Source organism: Sphaerochaeta sp. S2 (assembly GCF_016406725.1).
GTDB lineage: Bacteria > Spirochaetota > Spirochaetia > Sphaerochaetales > Sphaerochaetaceae > Sphaerochaeta.
Genome location: NZ_JAEKNT010000024.1, coordinates 1 through 15,349 on the forward strand (window position 1 = coordinate 1; position 15,349 = coordinate 15,349).

At 48.9% G+C, this 15,349-nt stretch carries 9 protein-coding genes; all 9 read left to right on the forward strand.

Annotated elements, in window-relative coordinates; genetic code table 11:
- A partial coding sequence (locus tag JF818_RS00550) for a hypothetical protein (protein ID WP_233065271.1) occupies positions 1-768 on the forward strand: 768 nt, incomplete at its 5' end.
- Positions 769-781: 13 nt separating this feature from the next.
- A complete protein-coding gene (locus JF818_RS00555; RefSeq protein WP_198890054.1) occupies positions 782-1,801 on the forward strand; it encodes a major capsid protein in 1,020 nt (339 codons plus the stop codon).
- 11 nt (positions 1,802-1,812) lie between these two features.
- Entirely contained in the window at positions 1,813-2,244 is a 432-nt protein-coding gene (locus JF818_RS00560; RefSeq protein ID WP_198890055.1) for a Bbp16 family capsid cement protein, read from the forward strand.
- Positions 2,241-2,459: a hypothetical protein gene (locus JF818_RS00565; protein WP_198890056.1), complete on the forward strand. Its 219-nt coding sequence runs from the start codon at positions 2,241-2,243 to the stop codon at positions 2,457-2,459. The genes JF818_RS00560 and JF818_RS00565 overlap by 4 nt, the downstream gene beginning before the upstream one ends.
- A 57-nt stretch (positions 2,460-2,516) precedes the next feature.
- A complete protein-coding gene (locus tag JF818_RS00570; RefSeq protein WP_198890057.1) occupies positions 2,517-3,155 on the forward strand; it encodes a hypothetical protein in 639 nt (212 codons plus the stop codon).
- Positions 3,155-4,810, forward strand: a complete 1,656-nt coding sequence (locus tag JF818_RS00575; protein ID WP_198890058.1) for a hypothetical protein — start codon at positions 3,155-3,157, stop codon at positions 4,808-4,810. The genes JF818_RS00570 and JF818_RS00575 overlap by 1 nt, the downstream gene beginning before the upstream one ends.
- On the forward strand, positions 4,810-5,643 hold the full coding sequence (locus JF818_RS00580; protein WP_198890059.1) for a hypothetical protein: 834 nt from the start codon (positions 4,810-4,812) through the stop codon (positions 5,641-5,643). Before JF818_RS00575 ends, JF818_RS00580 begins: the two co-directional genes overlap by 1 nt.
- An 11-nt stretch (positions 5,644-5,654) precedes the next feature.
- A complete protein-coding gene (locus tag JF818_RS00585) occupies positions 5,655-9,677 on the forward strand; it encodes a hypothetical protein (RefSeq protein ID WP_198890060.1) in 4,023 nt (1,340 codons plus the stop codon).
- A 15-nt stretch (positions 9,678-9,692) separates the two neighbouring features.
- Positions 9,693-15,349, forward strand: a 5,657-nt coding sequence (locus JF818_RS00590) for a hypothetical protein (RefSeq protein ID WP_198890061.1), incomplete at its 3' end; no start/stop codon positions are given.

Below are 15,349 nucleotides of genomic sequence, written 5' to 3' on the forward strand. Positions count from 1 at the left end.
CTTGTAGGTCGATTGGAGAAATACATGCCAGGTGATGGAGACCAGCAGAACGTTCAGACTCCTGCAGGAGAGAACCCTACCAGTACAGAGGGTTTGAATCCCAATGGTGAGCAGACCAATGCTACCCCTGAAACACAGCAACCCACTACCCAGAAGTGGATGGCACAGCTCCCTGACGAATTGAAAGGCAACGAGAACCTTTCCAAGTATTCCAGCTTGGGGGAGGCATTGAAGGGCCTTTTGGATGGAAGCGAACCAAAAACCAAGGAAGGTGGAGAGGGATCGCAGGAGACTCCTCCTGAGATTGACTACAAGTTCACGAAGAGTTTTGTGGAAGCAGCAGATGCTGATGGAACTCTCTCAAAGAAGCTGACGGAAACACTAAAGTCATTGAACCTTCCGCAGGAGCAAGCAGAACCGATCTACAACGCTCTGGTCGATTACCAGAACGGAAACATCGAAGCCTTCCAGACGAAGGGCAAAGAGATGTGTGAGAAAGCCCTCAAGGAAGAGTGGGGCGATGAGTATGACGGCAAGGTTGCGGCAATGCAGAGGGCCTACGACAAGATGGTTCCCAAGGATTCGGAGATTGACAAGGGACTGAAAATGACCGGTGCGCACAACAATCCGTTCGTTGCACAGTTGCTTGCCGAAATCGGGGAGAACATCAGTGAGCATACCCCACCCAACAGGTCTTCCGTTGGAAAACAAAAACAGTCGGGTGGTTTCCTGAGCAGGGAAAACGAAATCTATCCGTGGCAAATGTAAGAGGAAATAACACATGGCTTACGAATATCAGACTTTAGCGGAGCTGACCAAGGGTCTTGGTTCTCCCGATATCACCAATGTGGTTGACGAGATTACTCGCTCCACTACCATGCTTTCCGATGCTTCCTTCACCGAGGCAACCGGAATGCTCGAAAATCAGGGCTTGAGAAAGACCAGCTTGCCTACCAACCAGTGGGTTGCCATTGACCAAGGCGGTAAGTCCAGCAAGGGACACAAGGAATTGTTCAAGGATGAACTTGGCATGATTGAGTCTTGGGCTACTGCACGTCAGAAAGAAGGCATGATCGCTCCCAATCCGGAGAAGGTCTACGAAGAGGACGAGAGAGACCACGTCACTGCAATGTCCCTCGATGTTGAGTCCTGTCTCATCTATGGTGGTTCCCAGCCTGGTCAGTTCAAGGGACTTGCTCCAAGGTTCAACCACATCACCGAGGCACAAGACCAGAAGAACATCAAGGCAAAGCCCCAGTTCATCACCTTGGACAACGGTGGAACCACTGACGAGGAAATGTCCTCCATCTTCATGATTGTATGGGGTGCAGGGGCAACCAACATGCTCACTCCTCGCTATGCAGCGAACAAGGGTATCCAGATTACCAAGGGCCAGTGGCAGGTAATTGAGGAGAATGGGGAGAAGTTCTTCCAGAGAGACACCCAGTTCCTCATGTCCACCGGCCTTTCGCTCATGAACCGCTTTGCGGCCTTGCGTATCGCAAACATCGATACCAGTGACGCTGCTCTCTCCACTTCCATGCCGAAGCTCAAGAAAAGCCTGTTCAAGGCATTCACCTTGCTTCCCAAGGAATTCAAGAGCCGAGTCCGCATTTATGCACCTGGTTCGGTACTTGCTGGATTGAACGACTACTATGCCGGTCTGGTTCAGCCTGTCACCTACGAAAACGCCATTCCGACCAACGCCATTGGGGACGTTCGGTTTGATCGCTTCATCATCCGTCAGTGTGACTCCATGCTCGATGCCGGTGAAGATGTCGTCGATGGCGGTGCAGCATAAGGAGGTACTGAATGTTGTACGAAAAGAAAAGAACCTTTGGTCGTGAACCGATTGACCTGACCAATGCGGCATTTGCGGTGGATACCGCCGCTTATGTCGGACAGGCTGTGGATGCTGTTGAGGCAAACGCAGGGACGCTGGACTACGAGGCTGAGAATCAGCATTTCCCCGAAGAGAATACCCTTGAGGTAATCGGATGGGAAACCGCACTCTCTGCCGCCAAGGGAGCAAGCATTGCGTTTGTACTGCAGTCCAGTGCTGACGCTGAGACTTGGAAAGACGAGGTTGCCTTCTCTGTCGCTGAGGCTGAGATTGTGAAGGATGAATTGATTCGCAGGTTCACCATTCCTGCACAGGCCGGACGCTATATGAGGCTCAAGGCTACTGTAGGTGGTGAGGTATTCACCGCAGGGAAAATCCTTGCTTTGGTAAGGCCGCTTTGATAGAAGCCCTGCACGACAAGTACATTTGTGTCTCCCCTGTTTTCAAGGGGGGACGATTGTACAACCCAGGGGATGTTCTCCTGCTTCCCAAGGGTACGGAATACAGGGGAATCTCATTCGTTCCTGCAAAAGCTCCTGAGCCAACTGAAGAGCCTCCTCAGAAGCCCAAGGCAAGAGCGAAGAAAAAGAAAGCAACCTCGGAGGTAGAGGTTTAGATATATATTCCGTGGGCTTCCTCCTGCCCACGGTTTTACTGATTGATTGAGGGACTCATGGATAGACTCACCCTTTATAATCTCGCATTGTCCCTTCTTGACCTGCACATTGACGACCTTGAGACACCAAGTAAGGAACTGACCCTGCTTGACCTCAACTACAAGAAGGTTGTCTCTTTCTGCATGAAGGCATGGGAATTCCCTTTCCTTGTCAAACGGACACAACTCACAGAATATTCGCTAGATGTTGTAGGCAATCCCATGACTTGGAATGGATACCTGTACGGTTACGATGTCCCAGAAGACTTCGGAAGGGCCATACAGCTCAATGCAAGCAAGAACAACTCCTATGCCTACAGGTTCGGTAAGCTATGGTGCAAAATACTTGACCCAGAGCTTGAATATATTCCCATGACGCTCTCTGTTGACGAAAATGGTACTTATCCATATCCGGATGATTTCCTTGCACTGGTGGCCTATCAGCTTGCACTGCACATTGCCCCGATGCTTGACCCTGACGGACAGGCGCAGAGCATTGCTGCACAGATGTACCAGCTCACCCTATCTTCCATCATCGAGAGCGAAACCAGAAGCAATGACAGGGCTGAGAACTATAATGCAGATGCTTATTGGGATGGTGAGATTTACGTTACACAGGAAGCAATCAGGGACGCAATCGTGAAAGGGGAACTCTGATGAACAATCTTGTGAACAACTGGATATTCGGTGAGATTTCCCCGAAGCTTGGTGGTCGCTTCGACCTTGCCATGTATGCACAGGGTTGTGAGAGACTTAGCAACTTCAGGCCGATGCCACAGGGTGGAATCACCAGACGACCTCCCTTGAAGCACGTAACAACCACTGGAAACTGCAGGATCATTCCCTTTACGCTCAGTAGTGGGGAATCCTTCATTATCGAGCTTTCCGCATTGAAAATACGCATATTGAGGTGGGTTGGGTCTGATTTCCTTCCGGTGGTGTTCCTGCCCTCTGGTGATGATTTCCTTGCCTCTCCCTATTCCCTTGCCGATGCTTGGGAAGTCCAGTATGCACAGTACTATGACAGGCTGTATTTCGTTCACAAGGATCATCAGCCACAAGTATTGATTTACTCTGCCTCATCTTTCAGCCTCACTCCTTTTGTCCCGACAAACGACATGGGTGAGAATCTTGGTGAATCGCAGGGGAACTATCCCTCTGTTGTGGGTATCTGCCAGAACCGCCTCTGGTTGGCCTCAACGCTTCTCAATCCCTATACCATCTGGGTATCAAGGCCACCTTACGGAGGTTCAAACAACCACCACGTTTTCACTACCTATGACATGGTCACAGTCGAGACAGAGGTAATCAAGGATACCGAGGATTGGCCCTACACCACCAATGACGAGGGTGAGACAGTCATTGACTTCTCCAACTCTGCAGCATTCCTTGAGACAACCACGGACACTGAGGAAGTGATCAACGCAAAGTGCGGTATGGAGCTTGAGCTTGCCAGTGGACGGAATGACACCATCAAGTGGATTTCCGGCATGGACAATATCTTCATCGGCACAGAGGCAAACGAGTGGATGTGTCCCTATGATATTGACCCGACCAAGCAGGGAGCTTCGATGCAATCCGCTTATGGGAGTCTCCCCATACAGCCACAGACCTTGAGCAACGGAGTTTTCTTCATACAGAGAGGACATAAGCTCAGGGAGATTACCTACTCGCAGAATGGGACGGTAGCAAACGACCTTACCTACACCGCTGACCATATCCTTTCTGCAGGGGTGAGACAGTTGATTACCATGAACAATCCTGAGCCTATTGTTGTCTGTCTGCTCAATGACGGAACGCTTGCTGTCCTGTCCTACGACAAGATGAATGGGACGCAGGGATGGTCAAGATGGGATACACAGGGAACGTTTGTGAGCATTGCCACCTATGAGGATACCTACGGACAACAGCTCTATGCAGTGGTGAAGAGAGGGGAATCCTATTACATCGAACGCTTTGACTTCACCGAACAGGAAGTGTTCCTTGACCGAGCAGGGGAAGCCTTGCAGGGAGACCTTGAGTACACCTCCAAGATGGTAGGCAACCGGTTTGATTTCAATACCGAGAGTGGTTCCACCATCGGCAAGTCCAAGAAGGCCAAGGAAGTATGGGTGCGTTGCCTTGATTCTGGAAGGATCAGGACAGGAGTTGAGGACAAGTACATGCAGAAGACAAGAGGGCCGGTAGGCAACAGTGACTACAGAATCCCCATTTCCGGTGGTGCAAGGAAGGAATTGAAAGTAATTGTCGAGTCAGTGGAAGGAGACCCACTTACCCTGCTTGCCATGACTTATGAAGTGGAGGTGAACTGATGGTAGCAATAGGTGCAGCCTTGCTCAGTGGTGCGATAAGTGCAGGAATTAACTGGTGGAACAAGAAAGACGCAGAGAAGAGTAATCGCATCAGTGCCGCAGAGAATGCCAACAACTCAATACGCCAGTACAATGAGCTTGCAAGGCAGAGGCAATCAAAGGCCGATCTCTTCGATACCAATATCTCCACCACGTATGGGAACAACTTCCTTGATAAACTCCGTAGCGGTGCTGATACCGCAACCCTCATAAGTGGCCTTTCCCAAGGGGATACAGCATTTGCAAAACAACTGCAAGCCTATGATGCAGATGCAAGCCAGGCAATCGAGAACTCAGTCTTGTCAAACACACAGACAGGTACGCTTGCCGGTATGCAGGGACAGCAAAACGCTCTTGGGATGATGCAACAGTCCATACAGGCTGAGCAAGCACAGGGAGCCGCTGTAGCCTCACAGAATGTCAGTGGTATACGTAGTGACGCAGGGACGGGGGATAACGCACAGCAGATGCAGGAGCAGGTCAACAGGCTTGCAGAAGAATCCCTCCAGAACCAGATTGCAATGCAGAACAAGTCCACCACGCTCCAGATGCAGAGCAACCAGATGACAGCTTCCCAGTCAGCGGAGAAACTCAGGAGACAGGCAGACATTTCTGCTCAGCAAGCCGCAGAGGAAGCCCTGAAGAGCTATGCAAACTATGAGGCAGAGCAGGACGATATGGCAGCTTCCATGCAATCCCACAAGAAGGACTATGAGTATTTCGAAGAGAATGCAGGGAATGAGGACAGCAGGATCGATGAGTCGTTTGTCCAGTTTGACGATGATGATGTGTAAGGAGCAGATGAATGGCATATACCGGTATCAATAAGGCACAGTTTGAGGCACAGAAATTCAACATCGAGGCAGACGCAAGGCGTAACACTGTTTCCACGATAGCAAACACCACCCTCTCTGTAGGGCAGACCCTTGTACAGAACTCAATGCAGGACAAGCTTGAGGAGCTGAATAACGAGGCAGAGGTTTACCTTTCCGAAAAGGAAGCGGCGATTTATGCCGATACAGACCCTGAAGAATGGGAAGAGCGTATCAATACCCTGTATGCCGAGTATGGGGAATCCGTCACTGCCGAGTCAAAGATGTGGCCTACTGTAAAGAAGCAATTCAAGAAGGGCTTGGAGACACGGAAGTCCAGAAAAATCAGTGCGTGGAATGGACAGAAGAAACAGGACGAGGTTGCGGCAACACAGACACACAACACCAACAAGCTCAAGGGCATTCCCCAATCACCGGACATTGTAAAATATCTCCAGAGTGGCGGCATCATTTACGAGAAAGGCTATACAGGAAAGCAAGTGGAAGAAGAGCCTACCCTTTCCGATGGCTTTGTCAGTGCCGGAGACTCAAGGATTGGAGGTGGTGAGACTGAAGATGAAGGCGAAAGCATGGTCTTCTCCAGAGAGATACAGGAAGCATACAACAATGGGGCAAGCAGGTTTGACCTGTCTGTCATGGCAATCGAATATTATGCCAAGAAGCTCCACCCTTTTAATGAGAAGCTGCAGCAGGACACAATCAACAAATACACCAATGAACTCAGGGAAACCATGCCGAACAATGACCTTGTTACGGTATTCAATGCAACATTCTCCGACAAGAACGTGAATAATTGGGACTTCTCCACTTTCATGAAGGAATACAAGGCAGGTCTTGAGAATGAAACCTATGGGGGGGAACCGCTTTCCGAGACCAAGAAAAATGAGCTTGTTTCCCAGGCAGGGAAGATGTGGGATTCACTGGTTGCCCAGAAGACAAAGGAAGCCACTGACTTCTACACCAATAACATCAAAAACCCAATGCAGGAACTCAAGACTGCACAGGCGACCAATTCAAACAACCTTTATTTCACCGAGGACGTCAATTCCGTCTACGACAAGGCACTGAAGGATAATCCTGTCCATGCCAAATTCCTCATGGCACAGAAGGAAGCCGATCTGACCATTGCACGTAACAACGAGCGTATCCAGATGCAGAGGGACTTCAAGAGACTCTATGCGCTTGGAGGGGAACGCAGTGAGGAGCAGAACCAGAAGCTTGTCGATATCAGTGCCAACTTCTCACAGGAAGAGCTTCTGACACTCAAGAAGCAGTCATTGTCTGAAGCAAACGTGATCCAAGAAATGAAGGATTTTGAGAAGTCCGGAAACAGCTTCCAGACTACATACTATATTTTTGACAATGCCCTCGCAAAGGTGAGTACTGGTGGATACAAGACCAAGAAGGAAATGGACGCTGCAATAAACAGTCTTGATTTGTCTTATGAGCAGAAACAAGCCTTGATTGCAGAGGGAGACAGGTATTTTGCAAGCCAGAATGAACACATGTCCGAGAGTATTGCAGAGGCAAACAACGAGCTTGGGGCAATGGCCTACAGGGGAAGCCTGAGTCAGTCCGGTATTGAGAGAGTTGCAGAGAAGTATGGACTTTCCTTGGAAGAGAACCCTGAATTCTTCACCTCATGGAAGAACCAGGCAGAAGTCCATGCAAAGGATAACGCACTCAAGATGTTCAACTCACTGAACTACGATGATTCAATGACGAGCGAACAGGCCAAGTCCATCCTTGATACCTATGGGATCACCAAGGAAGACCCCCTGTACAAGCAGATGATGGATACAGCCGAGGCGAACTACCAGAAACACCTAAGCCTAGATGGAGAGGAGGCTCAGGGATTCTCCGGTGAAGAACATTCAAATGAGAAGGCTTACAAATCTGTTAGAACGATGATTGGCGAGTTTAGCAATGGGAATATTGACAAAAGTGACATGATTTCCCATTTAAGAGAGCAAAAATCGAATTTAACCGAGACTGACTACAAGGAATTGTACAACGAGATAAACAACGAACACCTCATCAAGAAGGCACAATCCGATGCAACATTTGAGGACAAGGTGTTCAGGCCCTATCTCTCAGAGCAGGACACTATCATGCCTGGTATGACCGACCAGAGAATGAGGGAAGTCGGTCTCGACCCACTCGATTTTGCTGATGATGCAACATACCTTCAGATGAAGGACGCAGAGGTTATCAACCAGCACATTGCCTATGTTGACCAGTATACGGACAACCAGATGTATCTTGAGCTTGTAGAGCGTGGACTCAGTGATGAGTCAATCAAGGAACTTGGATTCTCTATCCCCGACACCTCATTCCAGAACACCCTCCAGTGGGCCAAGGAACACGAAGAGGAAAACCCAATAGGCAGGAAGGAGTATGCTCAACAGCTTATTGACGAGGCAAAAGGGAAAATGATTTCCGGCAACCTCCCCTCCGGCAGGAGTTATGGGGGAAGCAGTACCGCCTCCTCTCTGGATGAAACCATCAAGAAATCTGCTGACAGGATACACGACAATCTCCTTGAGGCAAGCAAGATTGGGGCACGGTACGATGATCCAGACGCAGTAAGTAATCTCAACCTTATGAAATTCTCACTCGATGACAAGGAGTATGATGCTCTTGCTTATGAGAAATTGGTGAATGGGGAGATAACAGAAAAGACATACCTTGCCGCAATCAACGAGGACGTTTCGGTCTACAAGTCACCGGAATACAAGCAGGTTCAGGAAGCTATGAAGATCTTCTCCAAGTACACAGAGGAGAAGGCAGGTTTTGGTTATGACAAGGATGGGAAGAAAGTACCGGCTAGCAGTCTTCTCACAGACAAGGTCGTGCAGAATTTCAAGGCGGCATTCCTTGATGAGTACCAGTATGCCCTAAACAATGCAAACGGAGCATTCGTTGACCCAAATGTTGTGGCAGAGCGTGTGTACAATGAGCTACTCGATGCAGAATACACCAAGTATGCAGACAAGACTATGGAGATTCTCCAGAACGATTCTACAGTCATGTACACGAATGTATTCGGGAGGGAGACAGCAAGCAAGGCCGCTTATACGGACTTTGCAAGTGGTCAGTTGAACCGGTATGACCCCAAGGTAATCACAAACCTCTTGAGTGATCCAAGCAATCCCGATGCAGGTTTTGGCTCCGAAAGCAGCAAGTTTGGAATGTGGCTTACCAAGAAGAGGAATGGAAGCTCAGACGAGGAAATAGGCAACGAGATTGCATATGATGTGGCTAGGGCTATGGGCTTTGAACCACCTCCCTTGGATGATGAGGATTTTGAGAAGAACTTTGAAATCTTCCTCAATGAACTACCTACGATGGCAAGGGCACAGTGGGAACAAGCTTCCCTGGTCTCCAAGTGGACGCTCGATGTGTACAACCTTGCGAAGAGTGAGATCGACCCTGAGATAATCAAGCAACTTGACCCTGAAGGGACTATCACCCCATTTGTCATGAACAATCAGATGGGTGTTGAGATAGGTGGAGAAAGGTTCTTCTACAATGACGGAAAAAAGAAAGGGAACCGTGGATTTGTCTATGCGCACGAGAACAGCACCAAGACACTTTCCTCTGAGGCTTCAGTGCATGAGAAGAGCAAGGCAAGCCTTGAGGAAGGAATCAAGGATACCTTTGTCATGGATCAATATGGAATCGGTGATAAGTACGCAAGAGACTACCTCTTCAGTGGTGATGATGTAGATGTGGACAAGGTCGAGAACTACCTTGATGGTCTCATTACAAGAAAAGCAAGCCTTCTTGGGAAGAAGGGAGAAGCCTACGTCTCATCGTTGAATGCAAAGGCTGAGGATATCGAATCCCTCACAGGAAATGCAGGTAAATACTACTCAGGCATTGAATACAAGGTGGACAGGGACGCCCTGAACAAGGCCAAGGAGGATGGGACGATACAGACAACGCCACTAAGCAACTTCATCACCTATACACTTGTACCAGCGATTCACTGATAACCGGAGGAAACGATGTTCAATTTTACTATTCAGTATGATGAGAAGAAATGGCTTGAGATGGAAGAGCAGATACATAACGTGTACAGCAACCATCCAGACCCCAGAAGCGCAGAGGCGGCCTATTCTGTTTCCAACATCATATCTGACGCATTCCCCAATATCAACAAGAAAGAGGCAATGCGCAACTCGCAGAAGATCATCAAGAATTTCACCGGTTATGAGCTGGATACGCAGAACTTCATGACCGAGTTCGTCAATACCATGAAGGCACAGAAGAGTGACCTTGATGTATCCATGACGTTCAGCAAGGCCATGCTTGAGGCACAGCGCAGTGGTGTTGATTCAGAGGCATACAAGCAGAAAATCCATGAGGCAATTGAGGAAATGAATTCCCAGAAGCTTCCCTACCGCAATGACTTCAAGGACATGAGCCTGTTCACAGACCTGCTTGTTGAGTCAGGCAGGATTGTCCCTTCCATGATACCCACGATGGGCATGTACATTGCAGGTGGTGCGCTCTCTACCGTCACCGGTGGAGCAAGCCTCCTTGCGGCAAAGACAGGTAGCTCAATCTACTCAGGCATGATGGAAGCCGGTTCGGTTGCCAAGGACTTGTTTCAGGTCAAGGACGAGGAAGGAAACAGACTCAGCGATGAATACATTCTCTCTGCATGGTCTCTGACTATGGCAGGGGTCGGGGCATTGAATCTGGTCACTGATGGTTTCGAGAAGGTCACAGGGGGAATTGCCAACAAGCTAGCCGGTAAAATATTCAGCAAACAGGCCACAAAGGAATTGGTGAAAAGCGGTGCTGTCAAGAAATGGGGACAGCGTATTGCAACAGATTACCTTGGGAAGGGCATTGCAGGGGAAGCGGCAGAGGAAGCGATTGAAGAGCTTATCGGCATGGCCTCCTCCAATTACATCATGAAGCACAGCAATGAGACAGAGGGCACACTGTTCGAGGGACACAGCAAGCAAGACATCATTAAGGCTATGGCCCAGACCGCAGTATCCACCGCAAAGGGAATGATCCTTACCGGCCTACCCTCCGCTACTGTTTCCACGATTCAGGAATACAATGCAAGCGATACAGCACTCAAGCGCAATGCAAACCGGTTCTCAGAGTTCAACGAGAATTCCGCTGCTGTCTCCATCGATACGATTAAAGTTCCAAGTGGAGTCAAGGAGACGGACGTAAAGAAGGCCAGTGAACCTATCAAGGTTATCCAGATAGGAGACCTGTTCAAACCACTGGACGAGGCCCATGCAGGGCTGGTAGCCGGTCTCAAGAAAAAGGGAGCAAAGGCACTCAATGTAGAGGTCGCTGAAACCTCCTCCGAGTTCACCAAGGAGTCAGTCCAGTCTGCAAGGTCGTTTGCAAGGGCAAATAATGCAGTAGAGAAAAATGGTGTGGTTGTATTCGGGGATACAGAGACCATGCAAAAGAAGGCAAGGGACTATGCACTCAACCAGAAGTCTGTTGTCGGCTATCATGAGAACGAGAATGAAATCATCATTGACAGGGAAGAGGACGGGATAACCCATTCCCTCATTCTCCGCACCGAAGAGGGTGTCAAGGAAGCAGTCCAGAGTGAGCCTGTACCCTCCACTCCTGAGCCTACAGAGGCAGTTCTTGACGAGAATGAGGAAACTACACAGGAAGCCGAGCCAGAGCCTACAGAGAGCGAATTGTATGAAGAGGAAGCCCTGCTTAACGAGGAGGAAATGAGCCTTGACAAGCAGGAGACAGTAGAGCCTGAGCAGGTCGTAAAGAAACAGTACACCCATTACAACAGGACGCTCCAGAGGAAAGGTGCCAAACCGGAAGAGATGGACTTCCTCAACAAGACCATCCTCCCACAGATACATGACACCATCAAGCAACAGGCACCGAACATGACTGAGGAGGAGGCTTACAAGCTCTCCATTCCCTCCACGTATTTTGCCTTTGTCGCCTCCAAGGTAGCCAAGACGGACGTGAACACATTCTTCAATGAAAACTTCAATGCACAGCCATTTATTGCACTCTCGATGGAGCAGGAGTCTGACTTCCTCAACTCACAGGAGGGCATTGCAAGCGCAGAGGTGCAGATTGGGAATGCAAAGCCCCTGCTGAACGGACTCACATACAGGAAGGGGAACAAACATCAGATTGGGCTTGCAAAGGGATTCACCCCAACCACCGTTGTCCACGAAATGGGGCATGTCCTTGTCAACGTAATCAAGGATACCGAACAATTCGCACCATTCCTCAATGTATATGCAAGCCAGCTTGAGCAGGACGGTGGTTCAATCGGCACACACTTTCAGGAAGCCTTTGCTAAAGACCTTGAGCAGTACTTCATCGATGGAAAAATCAGGGACAGTAGTTTAGGGACAATCTTCAAGGAGATTGGACAGGCAATACGTGACTTCCTTGGATTGATTAGCCCACAACTCGACAGGGAAACAAGGATAGCCTTTGACAGACTCCTTGACTTCAAGTTAGAGCAAGAGAGTAAGGCAGAGCAGGAGCCTACCGTAGAGGCAACCAAAGCACCACAACTGCAGCTTGACCTGTTTGGAGAACCAAGTGAGGTGGTGGAGACACTTGCAAAGATTTCAAATCGTGGGTATTGGATTGAGGCGAGCATAAGAACGAGGCCGGTCGATAATGCGCACACCCTACTAAGGAGCGTACCAGACATAACGACATCGGCCTCTGAGCAAAACATACAAGGCACAAACCAAATCGTCAACAAGCAAGAATATGAATCAGATCAGGTCTTGGCTTCCATCAGTCGTGATGTAGACCTTGATACAACAAAAAGGTCACTGGAGAACCATTACTACGTACCTGATTCCACCCTCAAGGCATTGGAGGGAGACCCTGATGTTGATTGGGAAATCCAATTCCGCCGTATAATGCTCCAAGACCCAACCCTGTTCAAGACATTCCAGAGGGCATTGAAGACCGTTGAGGATGGGCTTAGTGGGGAACAGGAAGTAACAGCAGAAGCAGTCTTGAAAGTCCTTGAGGAAAACCAGAGCGAAGAAACCTTCACTGCAATGAAAGATGAGGTTCGCAACCCCGAACGCTTTGTGGAGAGGCTTATTTGGCAATCACGTTTTGAAGGGGCAAAAAAGGCAGACAGGAAGTTCAGCAGGAAGCTTGCAGACAGGGAATATCTCCTTGAGGTTGTAAGGACATTACTGAAGAATATTGACATGGGGTCAATCCATAACGACCTTCCCACAGAATTTTATTCCCTTGATGTAGCTGTTGCTGAAGGCAAGGATACGGAATACCGGTACAAAGAGGCACGAAAGGCAATCCGTAATGACCTCAGACGCTACCGTAGGGACTTTTACAAGCACAAGGGTATGTTACCTCAACTCTCCTACGAAAAGACCGTGGAGGGGACATACCTTGATGAAGGCATTGAGGTGGAGGCGTTCGGCAACGAAGAACTTCGCAAACTCCTTGAGGCAAAGGACACCGACCCTGTTGTAAAGGAAATGATCCGCAAGAACCTTGCTACCGGTGACGTGGTGGAAACCCTCGTAAATACAACCAGGGAGCAGATATCCCAGCTTGAGGCAGACCTTATGGGAACTGAAGCTGAACTGCAGGAAACCTCTGATGCTCTTGTGAACAAAACAGGCGAGCTTGAGGCTGTTGAGAAGAACGTGGGTAAGCTTGAGGACAAGTATCACAACCTCCAGAAAACCAACAAGAAGAATTACGAACATGGACGCATGACCGAGAGGAAATTGAAGACCAGGGAAAAGTACATAAATGCCATGAAGCTCAAGCAAATCATCGAGAGGACAAACAAGACCATCAAGAATATTGCCTCCAGCAAAAGCAATTCCAATGATTCAGAAATCATGGACAGGCTGAACAAGACTGTTGAGATTCTCTACGCTTCCACTGGTGAGGAGTTATCTGCTGAATTTGAGGCACGGAAGATTGGAATAAGGGATATTCCCTACCAGCTCCAGCCCTTCTTTGAGTTCATTGACGATAGAGTGTATGCACAGAACCCTGCAAAGGGAATGGATATCCGCACTCTTGTTGCTCTCAGGAATGCTGTTGCAGACGTAAGAAGTGAAGCAAAGTACGAGAGAACAATGAGGAATGAAGCTCTCAAGCGTGATACCTTCAAGCTTGCCAATGACTACCTTGCAACAAACAACAACAAGAGCTTCAAGAATATCGATGATTTCAGGGAATTCATGGCACAAGAGAAGCTGAAGGGCAAGGCAGACAAGGAAGGCAACAAGGCATTGAGCTTCTTTGAGCGCAACTTCATTACGATGAATCGTCTCATGGACAAGCTAGACCCTGCACAGAAGACCCTCAAGCCATACATCTTTGGTGGCTATGACGGTAATGGCGTATTCCATAGAGGAATCGAGGGTGTCTTGGATGATGAGAAGCGTGGGGAATATAATCGATACCAAGCAGCCAAGCAGGTAATGAAGGATCTGAAAATTGATCAGGACAGCCTCCTGATGAAGCACGTCTCCATTGATGTTGATACGGAAACAAACAAGAGAGGGAAAGAGAAAGCTGTAAAGAGGGACTTCACCCTTGAAGAGGCAATCGGTATCTACATCTACTCCAAGCAACCGGACGCAATGGAAAAGCTCACCTCCCCCGATGGGAACAAGCTTGTCATAGAGCGTGACAAGGATGGAAATATCATCAGGAATGACGTGGAGACTGTTATAAACAGCCTTACTGACGAGCATAAAAAGTTTGGTGACTGGCTGATGAATGACATGGGAGGCAGGTACAACGAGGTAGCTAACGTCTATTACAAGATAAACAACAAGTCCCTTGAGAAGATTGCCAATTACTTCCCACTCATACGCACCGGTGAGCACATTGCCTTCAGCGACCTCATGGAAGACCAGTACCTGAACATGCAGGAAAATCCAGAGGACAGCATGACTCGCAAGAGAACCGGAGGGGACTATCCTCTCCAGCTCAATGCGCTTTCGATCTGGAACAAGATGGTATCCAGACAGGAACATTACATAGCAGGTGCAGAGTTCTTCCACCAGACCAATTGGCTGATGCACAAGAATGGTGGGGACATGTACAACCTCATTGCCATGAATGCAGGGAAGGACTACGCTACCGCACTGCAGGACTTCCTGAATCGGGTGGCAAACAAGCGATACATCTATGATGATGCAGACACCATGATTAACAGGATCAGGGCAAATATGGTCGTAGCAAGGCTAGGATTCAACATTCTCACGATGGCGAAGCAGATACCTGCTCTTGGATTGATTGCTATGGAATTCGGGCCTAAGCGACTGTTTGAGGCAATTACCCACATGACCACCGACTACAAGGGTACGAGTGGGTATGTCTACGATAAAGCACCTCAGATGCGTGGACACAGTGTATCAATCGACTTCTCCTCCTTTGCACAGCTTGAGGCAAAGACACCAATGGGCAGGAAGGTGAAGAAGCTTGGGGAAGCAGGAATGACCCCTATCCAGTTCATCGATGGATTCATCAAGAACACCCTTTGGTACGGGGCATACCAGAACAACCTTGAGACCATGACTGAAGAGCAAGCGGCAATGGAAGCCACCAGATGGATTAACGAAACGCAGCCAGGGGGGACTACGAAGGATACCGCTGCTATCTATGATACGAACAGTAC

Excerpts from the sequence above, each read along its gene's own strand:
- JF818_RS00555 (WP_198890054.1), top strand. The coding sequence starts at position 782 with ATGGCTTACGAATATCAGACTTTAGCGGAGCTGACCAAGGGTCTTGGT.
- JF818_RS00560 (WP_198890055.1), top strand. The coding sequence starts at position 1,813 with ATGTTGTACGAAAAGAAAAGAACCTTTGGTCGTGAACCGATTGACCTG.
- JF818_RS00570 (WP_198890057.1), top strand. The coding sequence starts at position 2,517 with ATGGATAGACTCACCCTTTATAATCTCGCATTGTCCCTTCTTGACCTG.
- JF818_RS00575 (WP_198890058.1), top strand. The coding sequence starts at position 3,155 with ATGAACAATCTTGTGAACAACTGGATATTCGGTGAGATTTCCCCGAAG.
- JF818_RS00580 (WP_198890059.1), top strand. The coding sequence starts at position 4,810 with ATGGTAGCAATAGGTGCAGCCTTGCTCAGTGGTGCGATAAGTGCAGGA.
- JF818_RS00585 (WP_198890060.1), top strand. The coding sequence starts at position 5,655 with ATGGCATATACCGGTATCAATAAGGCACAGTTTGAGGCACAGAAATTC.